We start from the raw sequence: 12,234 nt of genomic DNA on the forward strand, positions 1-12,234 counted from the left end.
GTTGTCAGTGCCGGGTCGTACGGTGGGCGCATGGACAGCCATGGGCAGAACGAGCAGCGGGTGGTGTGGACCGTCGTCGGCACCGACATCGGTCCCCTGCTGCTGGCCGCGACACAGGACGGCCTGGTCAACGTCGTGTTCCACGCCACGGACGCGGTGCGCGACAAGACCCTCGACCGACTGGCGACCCGGCTGGGCACCGAGCCGGTCGAGGCGCCCGACTCCCCGTTGCTCGCCGAGGCGATACGTCAGATCGAGGCCTACTTCGCCGGTGACCGGCGCGACTTCGACCTGCCGCTCGACTGGTCCCTGATCTCCGGCTTCAACCGGCAGGTGCTGCGCGAGCTGGCGTCCGGTGTGCGGTACGGCTCGGTCGTCGGGTACGGCGATCTGGCCGGGCGGGTCGGGCAGCCGCTCGCGGCCCAGGCGGTGGGGGTGGCGATGGGGTCCAATCCGCTGCCGGTCGTCGTGCCGTGCCATCGGGTCGTCGAGAGCGACGGCGGCATCGGCGGGTTCGGGGGCGGACTGGAGACGAAGAGGAAACTGCTGGCGCTGGAGGGGGTGCTGCCCGAGCCGTTGTTCTGAGGGCTCGGGCGGACACGGAAACAGGGGGGCTTTGTGCTGGTGAGGACCGGCTTCACGTGCGCGTGCGGCGACGGCGGTACCGGGTGCGCGCCATGACCGCCGTCGAGGGGCGGAGCGCGCCGCCCGTCGCCGCCGACCGGCTGCCCGCGCTGCGGCGCAGGGTGTCCGGTGTGCTGATCACGACCCAGATCCTGGGCGGGCTCGGCGTCGCCACCGGGGTCGCGCTGGCCGCCGTACTGGCCAAGCAGGTCAGTGGGACCGAGTCGCTGTCCGGGCTGGCGCCCACGGCGACCGTGACGGGGACTGCGGTGCTGTCGATGCCGTTCGCGGCGCTGATGACGGCGCGTGGGCGGCGTCCCGGGCTGGTCCTCGGGTATCTGGTCGGGGCGCTGGGAGCCGGGGTCGTGGTGCTCGCGGCGAGCATCGGGAGTTTTCCGCTGCTGTTGTGCGGCATGGCCGGGTTCGGGGCGGCCTCGTCGGCGAATCTGCAGTCCCGGTTCGCCGCCGCCGATCTGGCCGAGCCGGAGCAGCGGGCCCGGGCGATCTCCCATGTCGTGTGGGCGACGACCATAGGGGCGGTCCTCGGACCCAACATCGCCGCGCCCGCGGGCCGTAGCGTCTCCGGGCTCGGGATACCCGCGGCGGCGGGGCCCTTTCTGTGGGCGGGCGGGATCTTCCTGGTCGCCGCCGTCGTGGTCGCCGTACTGCTGCGGCCCGATCCGTTGCTGACGGCGCGGGCGCTCGCGCCGGACGAGGACCGGTCGCCTGCCGCGCGGTCGTTGCGGGCCGGGTTCGCCGCCGTGGCGGCTTCGCCGCGGGCGCGGCTGGCGTTGGTGACGGTGGCCGTGTCGCACACGGCGATGGTGTCGGTGATGGCGATGACGCCGGTCGAGTTGGGGCACCACGGGGCGAGCATCGATCTGGTCGGGCTGGTGATCAGCGGGCACATCGCGGGGATGTACGCGTTCTCGCCGCTGATGGGGAGGCTGTCCGACCGGGTCGGGCGGCTGGCGGGGATAGGGCTCGCGGTGGGGCTGCTGGCCTGTGCCGCGTTCATCGCCGGTACGGCGGGCGGGAGTCACGGCCGGATCGCGCTGGGGCTGTTCGTGCTGGGCCTGGGCTGGTCGGCGGGGCTCGTGTCCGGCTCGGCGCTGCTCACGGACTCGGTGCCGCAGCCCGCGCGGGCCGCCGCACAGGGGCTGTCCGACCTCACGATGAACACCTCGGCGGGCATTGGCGGGGCGGTCGCCGGGCTGGTGGTCGCGGAGGCGAGCTACGGCTGGCTGAACCTCACCGCCGCCTGCCTGCTGATACCCCTGGCCGCGCTGGCCCTGTTCACCCGCTCCCGGAAGATCCCGGTTTCCGATGTCCCGCGAAGGGTGGCCGGGAGGCCGAGCCGGTAGCAGACTCCGCCGTGCGCGCGCACAGCCACTGGCATCCGGGGGATCGGAGCCGAAGGGACGGCGAACACGCATGAGTGGAAGCGGAAACAGGGCAGTCGCGTATCTCAAGCCGGGAGCGGTCGAGGTCAGGACCATCGACTACCCGACGCTTGAACTGCAGGACGGGCCGGGAGTCGCCCCCGCCAACGTCGGCCGCAAGGTCCGGCACGGGGTGATCCTGAAGGTGCTCGCCAGCAACATCTGTGGCAGCGACCAGCACATGGTGCGCGGCCGGACGACCGCGCCTGAGGGGCTGGTCCTCGGACACGAGATCACCGGAGAGGTCGTCGAACGGGGTCCGGACGTCGAGTTCATCGACGTGGGCGACATCGTCTCCGTACCGTTCAACATCGCCTGCGGCCGGTGCCGCAACTGCAAGGAACGCAAGACCGGCATCTGCCTGAACGTCAACCCGGCCCGCCCCGGGGCGGCTTACGGCTATGTCGACATGGGCGGCTGGGTCGGCGGTCAGGCCGAGTACGCCATGGTCCCGTACGCGGACTTCAACCTGCTGAGGTTCCCGGACCGGGACGAGGCACGCGAGAAGCTGCTCGATCTGACCATGCTGTCGGACATCTTCCCGACCGGGTTCCACGGCGCGGTCACCGCGGGCGCCGGGGTCGGGTCCACGGTGTATGTCGCCGGGGCGGGTCCGGTCGGGCTTGCGGCGGCCGCGTCGGCGCAGCTCCTGGGCGCCGCGGTCGTCATCGTCGGCGACCTGAACGCCGAACGCCTCGGCCAGGCAAGGAGTTTCGGCTGCGAGACCGTCGACGTCTCGCGCGGCGACATCGGGGAGCAGATCGCCGAGATCCTCGGCGAGCCCGAGGTGGACGCCGCGGTCGACGCGGTCGGCTTCGAGGCACGGGCGCACGGCCCGGACGCCCCGGAGGCGCCGGCGACGGTGCTCAACTCGCTGATGGGCGTCACGCGCGCGGGCGGTGCCCTGGGCATCCCCGGGCTGTACGTCACCGCCGACCCCGGCGGGGTCGACGAGGACGCGAAGAGCGGCACCCTGAAGGTGCGGCTCGGGCTCGGGTGGGCCAAGAGTCACGCGTTCACGACCGGTCAGTGCCCGGTGATGACGTACCACCGGAGTCTGATGATGGCGATCCTGCACGGGCGCGTGCACATCGCCAAGGCCGTCAACGCGACCCCGATCTCCCTGGAGGACGCACCGCGCGGCTACGCCGAGTTCGACCAGGGCGCCAGCCGCAAGTACGTGCTCGATCCGCACGGGACGCTGGCGGGTGTGAGCCCGGTCTGACGCACGGAAAAGTGGGGGCCACGCACGCGTGGCCCCCTTTTTCCACGTCGAGTGGTGGTGTCCCCCACAGTCCGCGAGGGTTTGACCGGGCCCGACGCCCGCCAGGGATGAGGGAAGACCGAACGACAGGAGGCGCGTGGTGCTGGTGGTGTCCGAGGAAGTACGCGAGGCGATCGACGCGCGTCGACCCGTGGTGGCCCTGGAGTCGACGATCATCGCGCACGGGCTGCCGCGCCCGCGCAATCTCCAGGTGGCGCTGGAGCTGGAGGCGGCGGTACGGCAGGAGGGTGCCGTACCCGCGACGATCGCCGTGCTGGACGGGCGGCCCCATGTCGGCCTGGACAAGGAGCAGTTGGAGCGGGTCGCCAACGAGGACGGCATCCGCAAGCTGGGCCACCGCGACCTGCCGCTCGCCGTCGCGGCGGGGGCCAGCGGAGCGACCACGGTGTCGGCGACGGCGCTGCTGGCGGCGCGGGCGGGCATCCGGGTGTTCGCGACCGGCGGGCTCGGCGGGGTGCACCGGGAGTGGACGGTGACACAGGACGAGTCCGCCGACCTGGGACTGCTGGCGTCCACCCGGATCACGGTGGTGTGCGCGGGCGTGAAGTCGATCCTGGACGTGCCGGCGACGTTGCAGCGACTGGAGACGCTGGGCGTGGCCGTCGCCGGGTACGGCACGGACCGCTTCCCCGGCTTCTACCTCTCCGACTCGGGGTACCCGGTGGACTGGACGCTGGACACACCTGAGCAGGTCGCCGCCGTGATGCGGGCGCAGAACTCGCTGGACGCCCCGGAGTCGACGCTCATCGTCGCCAACCCGGTGCCCGAGGACGAGCAGTTGGATCCCGAGCTGCACGCGCGTGTGCTCGCCGACGCGCTGCACGCGTGCGAGGCGGAGGGCATCACCGGACAGGCGGTCACCCCGTTCCTGCTCGGCTACCTGGTCGAGCACACCGACGGCGCCTCGCTGACCGCCAATCTGGCGGCCGTACGCGGCAACGTACGGCTGGCGGGCCGGATCGCGGCGGCCTGGGCCGAGGCGTGACGACGGGGCCGAACGGCGCGCTCCTGGTCGTCGGGGACGTCGTCACGGACGTCGTCGCCCGGCACCGGGGGCCGCTCGCCCCGGGCACCGACACCGCCGCCGCGATCCGCACCGTGCCGGGCGGCGCGGGCGCCAACGTGGCGTGCTGGGCGGCCCATTGGGGCTGCGCGGACGTACGGCTGCTCGGCCGCGTGGGTACGGACGCGGCGGCGTGGCACGAGCGGGAGCTGGTCGCCTCCGGGGTGCGGCCCCGTCTCGTCGTCGATCCGGAGGCGCCGACCGGGACGGTGATCTGCCTGGTCGACACGGGGGCGGCGGCCGAGCGGACGTTCCTCACCGACAGCGGCGCGGCCCTGCGGTTCGATCCCGACGACTGGTCGGACGCGCTGCTCGACGGTGTCGTACGGCTGCATCTGTCGGGGTATCTGCTGTTCTCGGAGCCGAGCCGGGCGCTGGTGGCCGTGGCGATGGAGTCGGCACGCGCGCGTGGGGTGCCGGTGAGTCTGGATCCGGCGTCGGCGGGGTTCCTGGTGGAGCTGGGCGTGGACCGCTTCCTCGCGCTCGTCGAAGGGGTGGACGTCCTGCTGCCGAGCCGGGACGAGGCGTGCCTGCTCACGGGGTTGCCCGATCCGTCGGACGCGGCGGCCAAGTTGAGCCGCCATGTCCCCCTGGTCGTCACCAAACAGGGCGCCGAGGGAGCCCTGGTCGCCCACTCCGGCACGGTCCACGCACGCGTACCGGCCGAGCCGGCCACACCCCGGGACACCACGGGTGCGGGGGATGCCTTCACGGGGGCGTTCCTCGCAACGCTGTTGGCGGGCGCGGAACCGGAGGAGGCGGCGCGGGAGGGTTGCCGGGCCGGGGCTCGGGCGGTGGAACGAGTGGGAGGGCGACCGCCTGGGCGGGGGTGACGGCCAGCGACCCGCGCAGCAAAGGCCCACGGCACCCCGTCGCCAAGGTCACCGGCGCCCGAGCCGACACCCGGAACCGGGTAACCCGGCACCGCATCTGCCGGCACCGCGCCTGAATCAACCCCGGCGTCAACTCCCGCTCCCCCACTGCCCCTTCGCCTACGCCTTCCGCCCCCACGCCGAGATCATCGGAGCCGTCGCCAGATCCATCGTGCCGGAGGCGACGTTGGCCAGGTGGCGGTCGATGTCCTCGTCCGTGGCCAGGCCCGCGGTGACGAGCTGGTCGCGGATCTGGCGGACCGTCGCGGACTCCAGGGCGGCGCAGGCCGGTGAGGTGACCGGGAAGTACGCGTCGGCCTCCACGCGGCGCAGGCCGGCCTCGCGGAGCAGGCGCGGGAGCCGGCGGCCGTAGGAGAGGTCGGCGCCGCGGTCGGCGAGGAGTTCGCGGAAGCCGTGGCGGAGGCGGTTCGCGAGTTGCTGCTCGGGGCCGTGTTCGTCGGGGCAGAGCAGGGGCTGGAGGGCCGGGTCCGCGTCCTCGATCAGGAGACGGCCGCCGGAGCGCAGGGACTTGATCATCGAGCGCAACGCCCGTTCCCGGTCCGGGACATGGACGAGGACGAGCCGGGCGTGCACGAGGTCGAAGCCCTCCCCCGGCGGTTCCTCGGCGCCCACGTCGTGCACGCGCACCTCGATCGGCGGGCGGGCGGCCGAGGCGACCTGCGAGGTGTCAATGTCGGTCGCGACGACCTTCCCGGTCGGGCCGACCTTCTTGGCCAGCCAGGACACCACCGAGGTGCCGCCGACGCCGACCTCCCAGACGCGCCAGCCGGGTCCGACGCCGAACCCCTCCAGGTGCCGGAAGGTCGTGGGGTCGAAGAGCGTGGCGAAGGCGTCGAAGCGCTGCCCCGCCTCGGACTGCCGGTTGTCGAGGAGATACCCGTCGGATCGCGTCATGCCGCGATCATCCCAGTTGCTCCGGTTGTGGGGAGGGGGCGACGCTCCGGTTCGCCACCCCCGTGCCACAACCGTGCTCCGGTTCCTCAACGGCTTCGTCCACAGCCGGGAACAAAGCGGAGGATTCCGTTCCCACAGGCTTACCCGCGGCTCACTTCGGCCTGGCAAACTGGCACGCCAAGGCGCAGAAATGCGATGCGAGGGGATCCACGCAAGGAGATCCGGATGTCCATGGCAGGGAATCTTCGGAAGGTCACGGGCCTCGGCAGGGTCGGCGGCCTCCGCAAGGTGGCACGGCTGGCCCGGCGGCACCCGCGGGTCGACCTGAGCCACCACGCCCGGTCGCCGCTGGGCTCCTCGGTGGTGAAGTGCGTGACGTACCAGGACGGCGTCCGGGTCCCGCTCGGCGGCGATCTGGTGGACGCCGTCGAGCGGGTGCGCAAGAAGGACGACGGCTTCGTCTGGCTCGGTCTGCACGAGCCGACGAACGAGGAGTTCGCGGGCATCGCCGAGCTCTTCGACCTGCACCCGCTGGCGGTCGAGGACGCGATCGAGGCCCATCAGCGCCCGAAGGTCGAGCGCTACGGCGAGACGCTGTTCGCGGTGTTCAAGACGGTCTGCTACGTCGAGCACGAGAAGCTGACGGCGACGAGCGAGGTCGTGGACACCGGCGAGATCATGGTGTTCGTCGGCGCCGAGTTCGTGATCACCGTGCGGCACGGCCGGCACGGCTCACTCGGGCCGCTGCGCGAGGAGTTGGAGTCGAACCCGCGGCAACTCGCCAAGGGCCCGGCCGCCGTGCTGCACGCGATCGCGGACCACGTGGTCGACGACTACCTGAGCGTCACGGACTCCGTGCAGGCGGACATCGACCAGGTGGAGACGGACGTGTTCGCGGAGAACGGCGCACGGGCGGACCCGGGCCGTATCTACCAACTGAAGCGTGAACTCCTGGAGTTGAAGCGGGCGGTCGTCCCCCTCAGCCGCCCGCTGGAGGAGCTCGCCACCCGGCCGATGCGGGTGGTCGGACCGGAGATACAGGCCTACTTCCGCGATGTCTCCGACCATCTGCTGCGCGCGAAGGAACAGATCGCGTCCTTCGACGAACTGCTCAACTCGATTCTGCAGGCGCACCTCGCCCAGGTGACGGTCGCGCAGAACGAGGACATGCGGAAGATCACGGCCTGGGCCGCGGTGATCGCCGTGCCGACGATGGTGTGCGGTGTGTACGGCATGAACTTCGACCACATGCCGGAGCTGCACTGGCGGTTCGGCTACCCCCTGGTCATAGGCGTGATACTCGTGTCCTGTCTGGCGCTGTACCGGGGCTTCCGGCGCAACGGCTGGCTGTGAACGGCAGCGGCAGCCGCTGAACCGGAAACGGTCCGGTGGTGCAACGCCCGGGAACGGTCCGGCAGTTCGGTGCCCGGAACCGCCCGGCGATTCAGCGCATGCCGCTCCGGGCGTAGACGCTCTCGACCCAGCCGGCGAGCTGTTCCTCCGTCAGATGCTGGGCCAGGTCGGCCTCGCTGATCATGCCGACGAGGCGTTTGTTCTCGATGACGGGGAGCCGGCGGATCTGGTGTCCCTGCATCTCCTGGAGCACCTCGCCGACATCGGCGCCGGAGTCGATCCAGCGGGGGGTGCCCTGGGCCATCTCGCCGGCGGTGATCTTGGCCGGGTCGTGGCCCATGGCCACACAGCCGACGACGATGTCCCGGTCGGTGAGGATGCCGCAGAGCCGTTCGTTCTCGTCGCTGATGGGCAGGGCTCCGACGCCCAGTTCGCGCATCAGCTGGGCGGCGCGGTCCAGGGTTTCATGGGCGGGGATCCACTGGGCGCCCCGGTGCATGATGTCTCCGGCGGTGGTCATGAAGTACCTCCCGGTGCCGGACGGCCGGCGCGGCACAGAACGTTCCGCTAGTCCCGGCGCCCTACATTCTCGCCGCGCGACGGGACGAACGCACCCGGACGGACGGTCACGACTTCAGGTGCGCCGGTGCGGATCAGCCGCCCCACGCCGGGTGCCGCGGGTCGTCGGCGCGGACCAGGACGTCCGCGGTGCCGGCCGGGTCGGTCTCGTCCTCGTAGCGCTCGAAGGCGGGGAGGGTCCAGTGCTCGGTCTCGGGGGTACGACGGCGCAGGGCGCCGGGTGAGAGGAGGACGTGGACGGTCAGGTCGAAGGGGAACCAGTGCCGAAGGAGGAGGGGGCCGTGCAGCAACAGGACGGCACCGGGCGGGAGTTGGACGTAGGGGCTGCGGGTGGCACGGTCGGCGACCGGGTCCCACAGGTCGGGCAGGACACGGCCGTCGCCGTCCGGTTCGAGCGGGCCGAAGACCTCGCGCCACAGGGCACGGGTGTCGAACCAGCCGTCGTAGTACGTCTCGACGTCCTGACGCCCGTACTCCAGGCGCAGCGAGGCGGGGCGCAGGAAGCCCTCGGTGCCGACGACGAGCGAGGAGCGGCCTCGGACGCGCAGCGCCTCCGCGACACGTTCGGCGAGGTCGCCGGGGCGGCCCGCCGGGGCGCCGTCGAAGGCGACGCGCGGCCAGGGGCTGCCGTCGGCCGGCTTCAGGTCGAGCAGACGCTCGGCGAGGAGGTCGCCGAGCCGGTCCCAGGTGATCGCTTCCAGTCGCACACGGCCCATGATGCGTCAGGCCGGAGTCGGGCATGACCGGGATCGCGGCCCTCGGGGCGGACTGGGGACGCTCACCCCCGGCGGCGAGCGGGCGCGCCCGCGCTGTCACACGTGGAGACGCGCCCGCGCTGTCATACATGGAGAGAGGAGAGAGGCCCGCAGCAGAAGGGAATGCTTCTCGTATGGCTCGTCTGGCTCGCACGGCTCATACCGGACCGCTCGCGACTCCATCGCCCCGTAGTGGACTGCTCGTTGTCCAGCCGCTCAGGAAGCGGAACTGTGCCGAGTGCCGGCGGGGGCCGTTGCCGCTGCTGGTCGTCGAGGGCGGGGTGCCGAGGTGCCTCGACTGTGTGGATCTCGGGCATCTGGTGTTCCTGCCGCGCGGCGACACGGCGCTGACGCGCAGGGCGCGGGAGGAGAGCGCGCTGTCGGCGGTGGTCGTGCGCTTCAACCGGCGCCGGAGCCGGTACGAGCGGCAGGGCGTCCTCGTCGAGGAGGCGGGGCTCGCTCGGGCCGAGGCGCGGTGCCTGGCGGACGCGGAGGCGCGACGGCGGCGCCGGGTGCGGGACGCGGGGCGGCGGGCCGCGGAGGACGTGCGGTTCACGGAGGCGTTCGCGGCGGAGATACGACGCCTGTTCCCCGGCTGCCCGGAGGCCCGGGCCCGGGCCGTCGCCGCTCACGCCTCGGCGCGGGGCAGCGGGCGGGTGGGGCGGAGTGCGGCGGGGCGGGCGTTGTCCGAGGGCGCGGTGGTCTCGGCGGTGGTGGCGTCCGTACGGCATGTGGACACGCCCTACGACCAGTTGCTGATGAGCGGGGTGCCGCGGCACGAGGCGCGGCGGCGGATCTCGGTGGGAGTGGAGGGGGTGCTACGGGGGTGGCGGGAGGGCGGGGTTCGCACGGGGACCGGGGCGGAGGCGGAGGCCGGATGAGGAGGTCAAGGGGGAAGCCGGTTGCCCAGGGTGCCGTCGCCGGCCCGGAGGATGTCGTGGACGTTCGCGTACGCCCCGGCGATTCTCGGCCATGGTGACCGGGCCGGGGACTGTTTCGACTTGTCCCGGTGGTTGGTGGTGGGCAGGATCTCGGCTCTACGGGCGGGAGTTGATGTCGGCATGATCGGTGAACCGTATTTCACCCTGACGGTTCTGGGGGTGCTGACGACCGGCGTGATGGCCGGGGTGTTCTGCGCCTTCTCCGTGCTGGTCATGCGAGGGCTGGCCGAGCTGCCGCCCGCGCAGGGCGTCGCCGCGATGAACGCGATCAACACGGCGGCGATGACGCCGGCCTTCATGCTGCTGTTCGCCGGTTCCGCGGTGGTGTGCGCGGTGATCGCGGTGGTGACGTTCGTGCTGTGGCCGGATCAGGGCACCGTGGAGTTGCTGCTGGGCAGCGCGCTGTATCTGTTCGGGGCGTTCGGGCTGACCCTCGTCGCGAACGTGCCCCGCAACGAGGCGCTGCTGAAGCTGGACCCGGGGACGCCGGAGGCCGCCGCGTACTGGCCGTCGTACGTACGCGAGTGGACGATGTGGAATCACGTCCGCGCGGTCGCCTCGGCCGCCGCCGCGCTGGTGTACATGCTGGCCCTCACCTGAGAGAAACCCCATGATCAACTGAGCGAGGGCTGGTGAGAGGCCGCACAACCCCGCGGAAAGCCGCCGAGAAAGCCGTCTCGTCCACTCTGCGCACCTGGCCGAGGGGCCTTATCGTGGCTGAAAGAGTGCCGCCCGATGACGCACGGCCTGTCGTAAGCGGACGCGAGGAAGACGGCCATGGCCGATCCCAAGGGTTTTATGACCACTCCGCGCGAGGAGTGGCCCCGCAGGCCTGTCGAGGAGCGGGTGCGTGACTGGGACGAGGTGTATGTCCCGGGCGCGCTGCTGCCGATCGTCACGAAGCAGGCCGACCGCTGCATGGACTGCGGCGTCCCGTTCTGCCACGACGCCTGCCCGCTCGGCAATCTGATCCCCGAGTGGAACGACCTCGTCTCGCGCGAGGACTGGCGCGCGGCGAGCGACCGTCTGCACGCGACGAACAACTTCCCCGAGTTCACCGGGCGGTTGTGCCCGGCGCCGTGCGAGGCGGGGTGCGTGCTCGCCATCAACCAGCCCGCGGTCACCATCAAGAACGTCGAGGTGGCCATCGCGGACCGCGCCTGGACCGACGGTTTCGCGCCACCTCGGCCACCGGACCGGCTGTCCGGCCGGACCGTCGCGGTGATCGGCTCCGGCCCCACCGGCCTCGCCGCGGCACAGCAGTTGACCCGCGCCGGGCACACGGTCGCCGTGTACGAGCGGGACGACCGGCTCGGCGGCCTGATGCGGTACGGCATCCCCGAGTTCAAGATGGAGAAACGGCATCTCGAACGACGCCTGGAGCAAATGCGGGCCGAGGGCACCAAGTTCCGTACGTCGACCACGGTCGGCCGGGACATCGGAGCGGCCGAACTACGGGCGCGCTACGACGCGGTGGTGATCGCCACGGGAGCCACGGCCTGGCGTGAACTGGCCGTGCCGGGGCGGGAGTTGACCGGCATCCACCAGGCCATGGAGTACCTCCCGCTGGCCAACCGGGTGTGCGAGGGCGACTTGACGGCCTCACCCCTGTCCGCCGCCGGGAAGCATGTCGTGATCGTGGGCGGCGGCGACACCGGGGCCGACTGCCTGGGTACGGCGGTGCGTGAAGGGGCCGCGTCCGTCACGCAGTTGGACATCTACGCCCAGCCGGACGCCGAGCGCGACGAGGACGCGGAGCCCTGGCCGACGTATCCGAAGATCTATCGGCTCTCGGCCGCGCACGAGGAGGCGCGGGACCTGGAGACGGCTCCGGCGGCGCACGCGGACGCGCGGCTGTTCGCGGCGTCGACGCTCCACTTCGAGGGCGACGGGGACGGACACGTGCGGTCCCTGCATCTGGTCGAAGTGGACGCGCAGCGGCGCCCGTTGGACGGTTCCGGGCGCAGTCTGCCCGCCGATCTCGTGCTGCTCGCCCTCGGCTTCTCCGGACCCGACCGGGCGGACGGGCTCATCGACCAACTGGGGCTGGCGATGGCCCCGCGCGGCACGGTCACCCGGGACGCGGACTTCGCGACGAGTGCGCGCGGGGTGTTCGTCGCCGGGGACGCGGCGCGCGGGCAGTCGTTGATCGTGTGGGCGATCGCGGAGGGACGGGCGGTGGCGGCGGCCGTCGACCGTTATCTGACGGGGAGTTCCCAACTCCCGGCGCCCATCGGGCCGTACGACCGGCCGATGACCGTGTGAGGAGCCGGCGGAGGTCGAGACACCTCTGCCGCCGGACGAGCAGGCGTACGTCGGGGCTCCCTCCTGCGGAGGAGGCGGGGCGTACTGCGCCGGTACGAGGCGTGGCGTCCGTTCTCCTCCCGGCTCACGAAATCCGTCGG

Annotated in this window: 13 protein-coding genes; 9 read left to right on the forward strand and 4 right to left on the reverse strand. The window is 72.0% G+C overall.

What is annotated here, in order from left to right; all coding sequences use genetic code 11:
• Positions 1-30: 30 nt before the first annotated feature.
• The 5 genes from ACIBK4_RS08465 (at position 31) to ACIBK4_RS08485 (ending at position 5,247) form a co-directional block, all read left to right on the forward strand.
• A complete protein-coding gene (locus ACIBK4_RS08465; RefSeq protein WP_398993390.1) occupies positions 31-585 on the forward strand; it encodes a methylated-DNA--[protein]-cysteine S-methyltransferase in 555 nt (184 codons plus the stop codon).
• A gap of 92 nt (positions 586-677) precedes the next feature.
• The gene (locus ACIBK4_RS08470; RefSeq protein WP_398993392.1) at positions 678-1,988 is read left to right on the forward strand and encodes an MFS transporter; all 1,311 of its coding nucleotides are present in this window, start codon (positions 678-680) and stop codon (positions 1,986-1,988) included.
• A 70-nt stretch (positions 1,989-2,058) separates the two neighbouring features.
• Positions 2,059-3,291 (forward strand): formaldehyde dehydrogenase, glutathione-independent, encoded by a 1,233-nt coding sequence (gene fdhA, locus ACIBK4_RS08475; RefSeq protein WP_398993394.1) that lies wholly within the window; start codon positions 2,059-2,061, stop codon positions 3,289-3,291.
• A gap of 136 nt (positions 3,292-3,427) precedes the next feature.
• Positions 3,428-4,336, forward strand: a complete 909-nt coding sequence (locus tag ACIBK4_RS08480; RefSeq protein WP_398993396.1) for a pseudouridine-5'-phosphate glycosidase — start codon at positions 3,428-3,430, stop codon at positions 4,334-4,336.
• Positions 4,333-5,247, forward strand: coding sequence for a carbohydrate kinase family protein (locus ACIBK4_RS08485; protein WP_398993398.1), 915 nt, complete (start codon positions 4,333-4,335; stop codon positions 5,245-5,247). The genes ACIBK4_RS08480 and ACIBK4_RS08485 overlap by 4 nt, the downstream gene beginning before the upstream one ends.
• A 159-nt stretch (positions 5,248-5,406) precedes the next feature.
• Here ACIBK4_RS08485 and ACIBK4_RS08490 read toward each other — a convergent pair whose 3' ends face one another.
• On the reverse strand, positions 5,407-6,201 hold the full coding sequence (locus ACIBK4_RS08490; protein ID WP_366494182.1) for a methyltransferase domain-containing protein: 795 nt from the start codon (positions 6,199-6,201) through the stop codon (positions 5,407-5,409).
• A gap of 225 nt (positions 6,202-6,426) precedes the next feature.
• On the opposite strand from ACIBK4_RS08490, the gene corA reads away from it, so the two are divergent.
• A complete protein-coding gene (gene corA, locus ACIBK4_RS08495) occupies positions 6,427-7,554 on the forward strand; it encodes a magnesium/cobalt transporter CorA (protein WP_366432206.1) in 1,128 nt (375 codons plus the stop codon).
• 91 nt (positions 7,555-7,645) lie between these two features.
• Here corA and ACIBK4_RS08500 read toward each other — a convergent pair whose 3' ends face one another.
• Positions 7,646-8,074: a CBS domain-containing protein gene (locus ACIBK4_RS08500; protein ID WP_019060469.1), complete on the reverse strand. Its 429-nt coding sequence runs from the start codon at positions 8,072-8,074 to the stop codon at positions 7,646-7,648.
• A 133-nt stretch (positions 8,075-8,207) separates the two neighbouring features.
• The gene (locus tag ACIBK4_RS08505) at positions 8,208-8,849 is read right to left on the reverse strand and encodes a uridine kinase (RefSeq protein WP_398993401.1); all 642 of its coding nucleotides are present in this window, start codon (positions 8,847-8,849) and stop codon (positions 8,208-8,210) included.
• A 173-nt stretch (positions 8,850-9,022) separates the two neighbouring features.
• On the opposite strand from ACIBK4_RS08505, the gene ACIBK4_RS08510 reads away from it, so the two are divergent.
• Positions 9,023-9,769: a DUF2293 domain-containing protein gene (locus tag ACIBK4_RS08510; RefSeq protein WP_398993403.1), complete on the forward strand. Its 747-nt coding sequence runs from the start codon at positions 9,023-9,025 to the stop codon at positions 9,767-9,769.
• A gap of 5 nt (positions 9,770-9,774) precedes the next feature.
• On the opposite strand, the gene ACIBK4_RS08515 is transcribed toward ACIBK4_RS08510, so the two are convergent.
• Positions 9,775-9,951: a hypothetical protein gene (locus ACIBK4_RS08515; protein ID WP_398993405.1), complete on the reverse strand. Its 177-nt coding sequence runs from the start codon at positions 9,949-9,951 to the stop codon at positions 9,775-9,777.
• Here ACIBK4_RS08515 and ACIBK4_RS08520 point away from each other — a divergent pair.
• The gene (locus ACIBK4_RS08520) at positions 9,950-10,429 is read left to right on the forward strand and encodes a DUF1772 domain-containing protein (protein WP_398993407.1); all 480 of its coding nucleotides are present in this window, start codon (positions 9,950-9,952) and stop codon (positions 10,427-10,429) included. The genes ACIBK4_RS08515 and ACIBK4_RS08520 overlap by 2 nt on opposite strands.
• A gap of 177 nt (positions 10,430-10,606) precedes the next feature.
• Positions 10,607-12,094 (forward strand): glutamate synthase subunit beta, encoded by a 1,488-nt coding sequence (locus ACIBK4_RS08525; protein WP_398993409.1) that lies wholly within the window; start codon positions 10,607-10,609, stop codon positions 12,092-12,094.
• The last annotated feature ends 140 nt before the right edge of the window (positions 12,095-12,234 follow it).

The sequence above is a fragment of the Streptomyces sp. NPDC050528 genome, assembly GCF_044457795.1.
Taxonomy (GTDB): domain Bacteria; phylum Actinomycetota; class Actinomycetes; order Streptomycetales; family Streptomycetaceae; genus Streptomyces.

Excerpts from the sequence above, each read along its gene's own strand:
- ACIBK4_RS08465 (WP_398993390.1), top strand. The coding sequence starts at position 31 with ATGGACAGCCATGGGCAGAACGAGCAGCGGGTGGTGTGGACCGTCGTC.
- ACIBK4_RS08470 (WP_398993392.1), top strand. The coding sequence starts at position 678 with ATGACCGCCGTCGAGGGGCGGAGCGCGCCGCCCGTCGCCGCCGACCGG.
- fdhA (WP_398993394.1), top strand. The coding sequence starts at position 2,059 with ATGAGTGGAAGCGGAAACAGGGCAGTCGCGTATCTCAAGCCGGGAGCG.
- ACIBK4_RS08490 (WP_366494182.1), bottom strand. The coding sequence starts at position 6,201 with ATGACGCGATCCGACGGGTATCTCCTCGACAACCGGCAGTCCGAGGCG.
- corA (WP_366432206.1), top strand. The coding sequence starts at position 6,427 with ATGTCCATGGCAGGGAATCTTCGGAAGGTCACGGGCCTCGGCAGGGTC.
- ACIBK4_RS08500 (WP_019060469.1), bottom strand. The coding sequence starts at position 8,074 with ATGACCACCGCCGGAGACATCATGCACCGGGGCGCCCAGTGGATCCCC.
- ACIBK4_RS08505 (WP_398993401.1), bottom strand. The coding sequence starts at position 8,849 with ATGGGCCGTGTGCGACTGGAAGCGATCACCTGGGACCGGCTCGGCGAC.
- ACIBK4_RS08510 (WP_398993403.1), top strand. The coding sequence starts at position 9,023 with ATGGCTCGTCTGGCTCGCACGGCTCATACCGGACCGCTCGCGACTCCA.
- ACIBK4_RS08520 (WP_398993407.1), top strand. The coding sequence starts at position 9,950 with ATGATCGGTGAACCGTATTTCACCCTGACGGTTCTGGGGGTGCTGACG.
- ACIBK4_RS08515 (WP_398993405.1), bottom strand. The coding sequence starts at position 9,951 with ATGCCGACATCAACTCCCGCCCGTAGAGCCGAGATCCTGCCCACCACC.
- ACIBK4_RS08525 (WP_398993409.1), top strand. The coding sequence starts at position 10,607 with ATGGCCGATCCCAAGGGTTTTATGACCACTCCGCGCGAGGAGTGGCCC.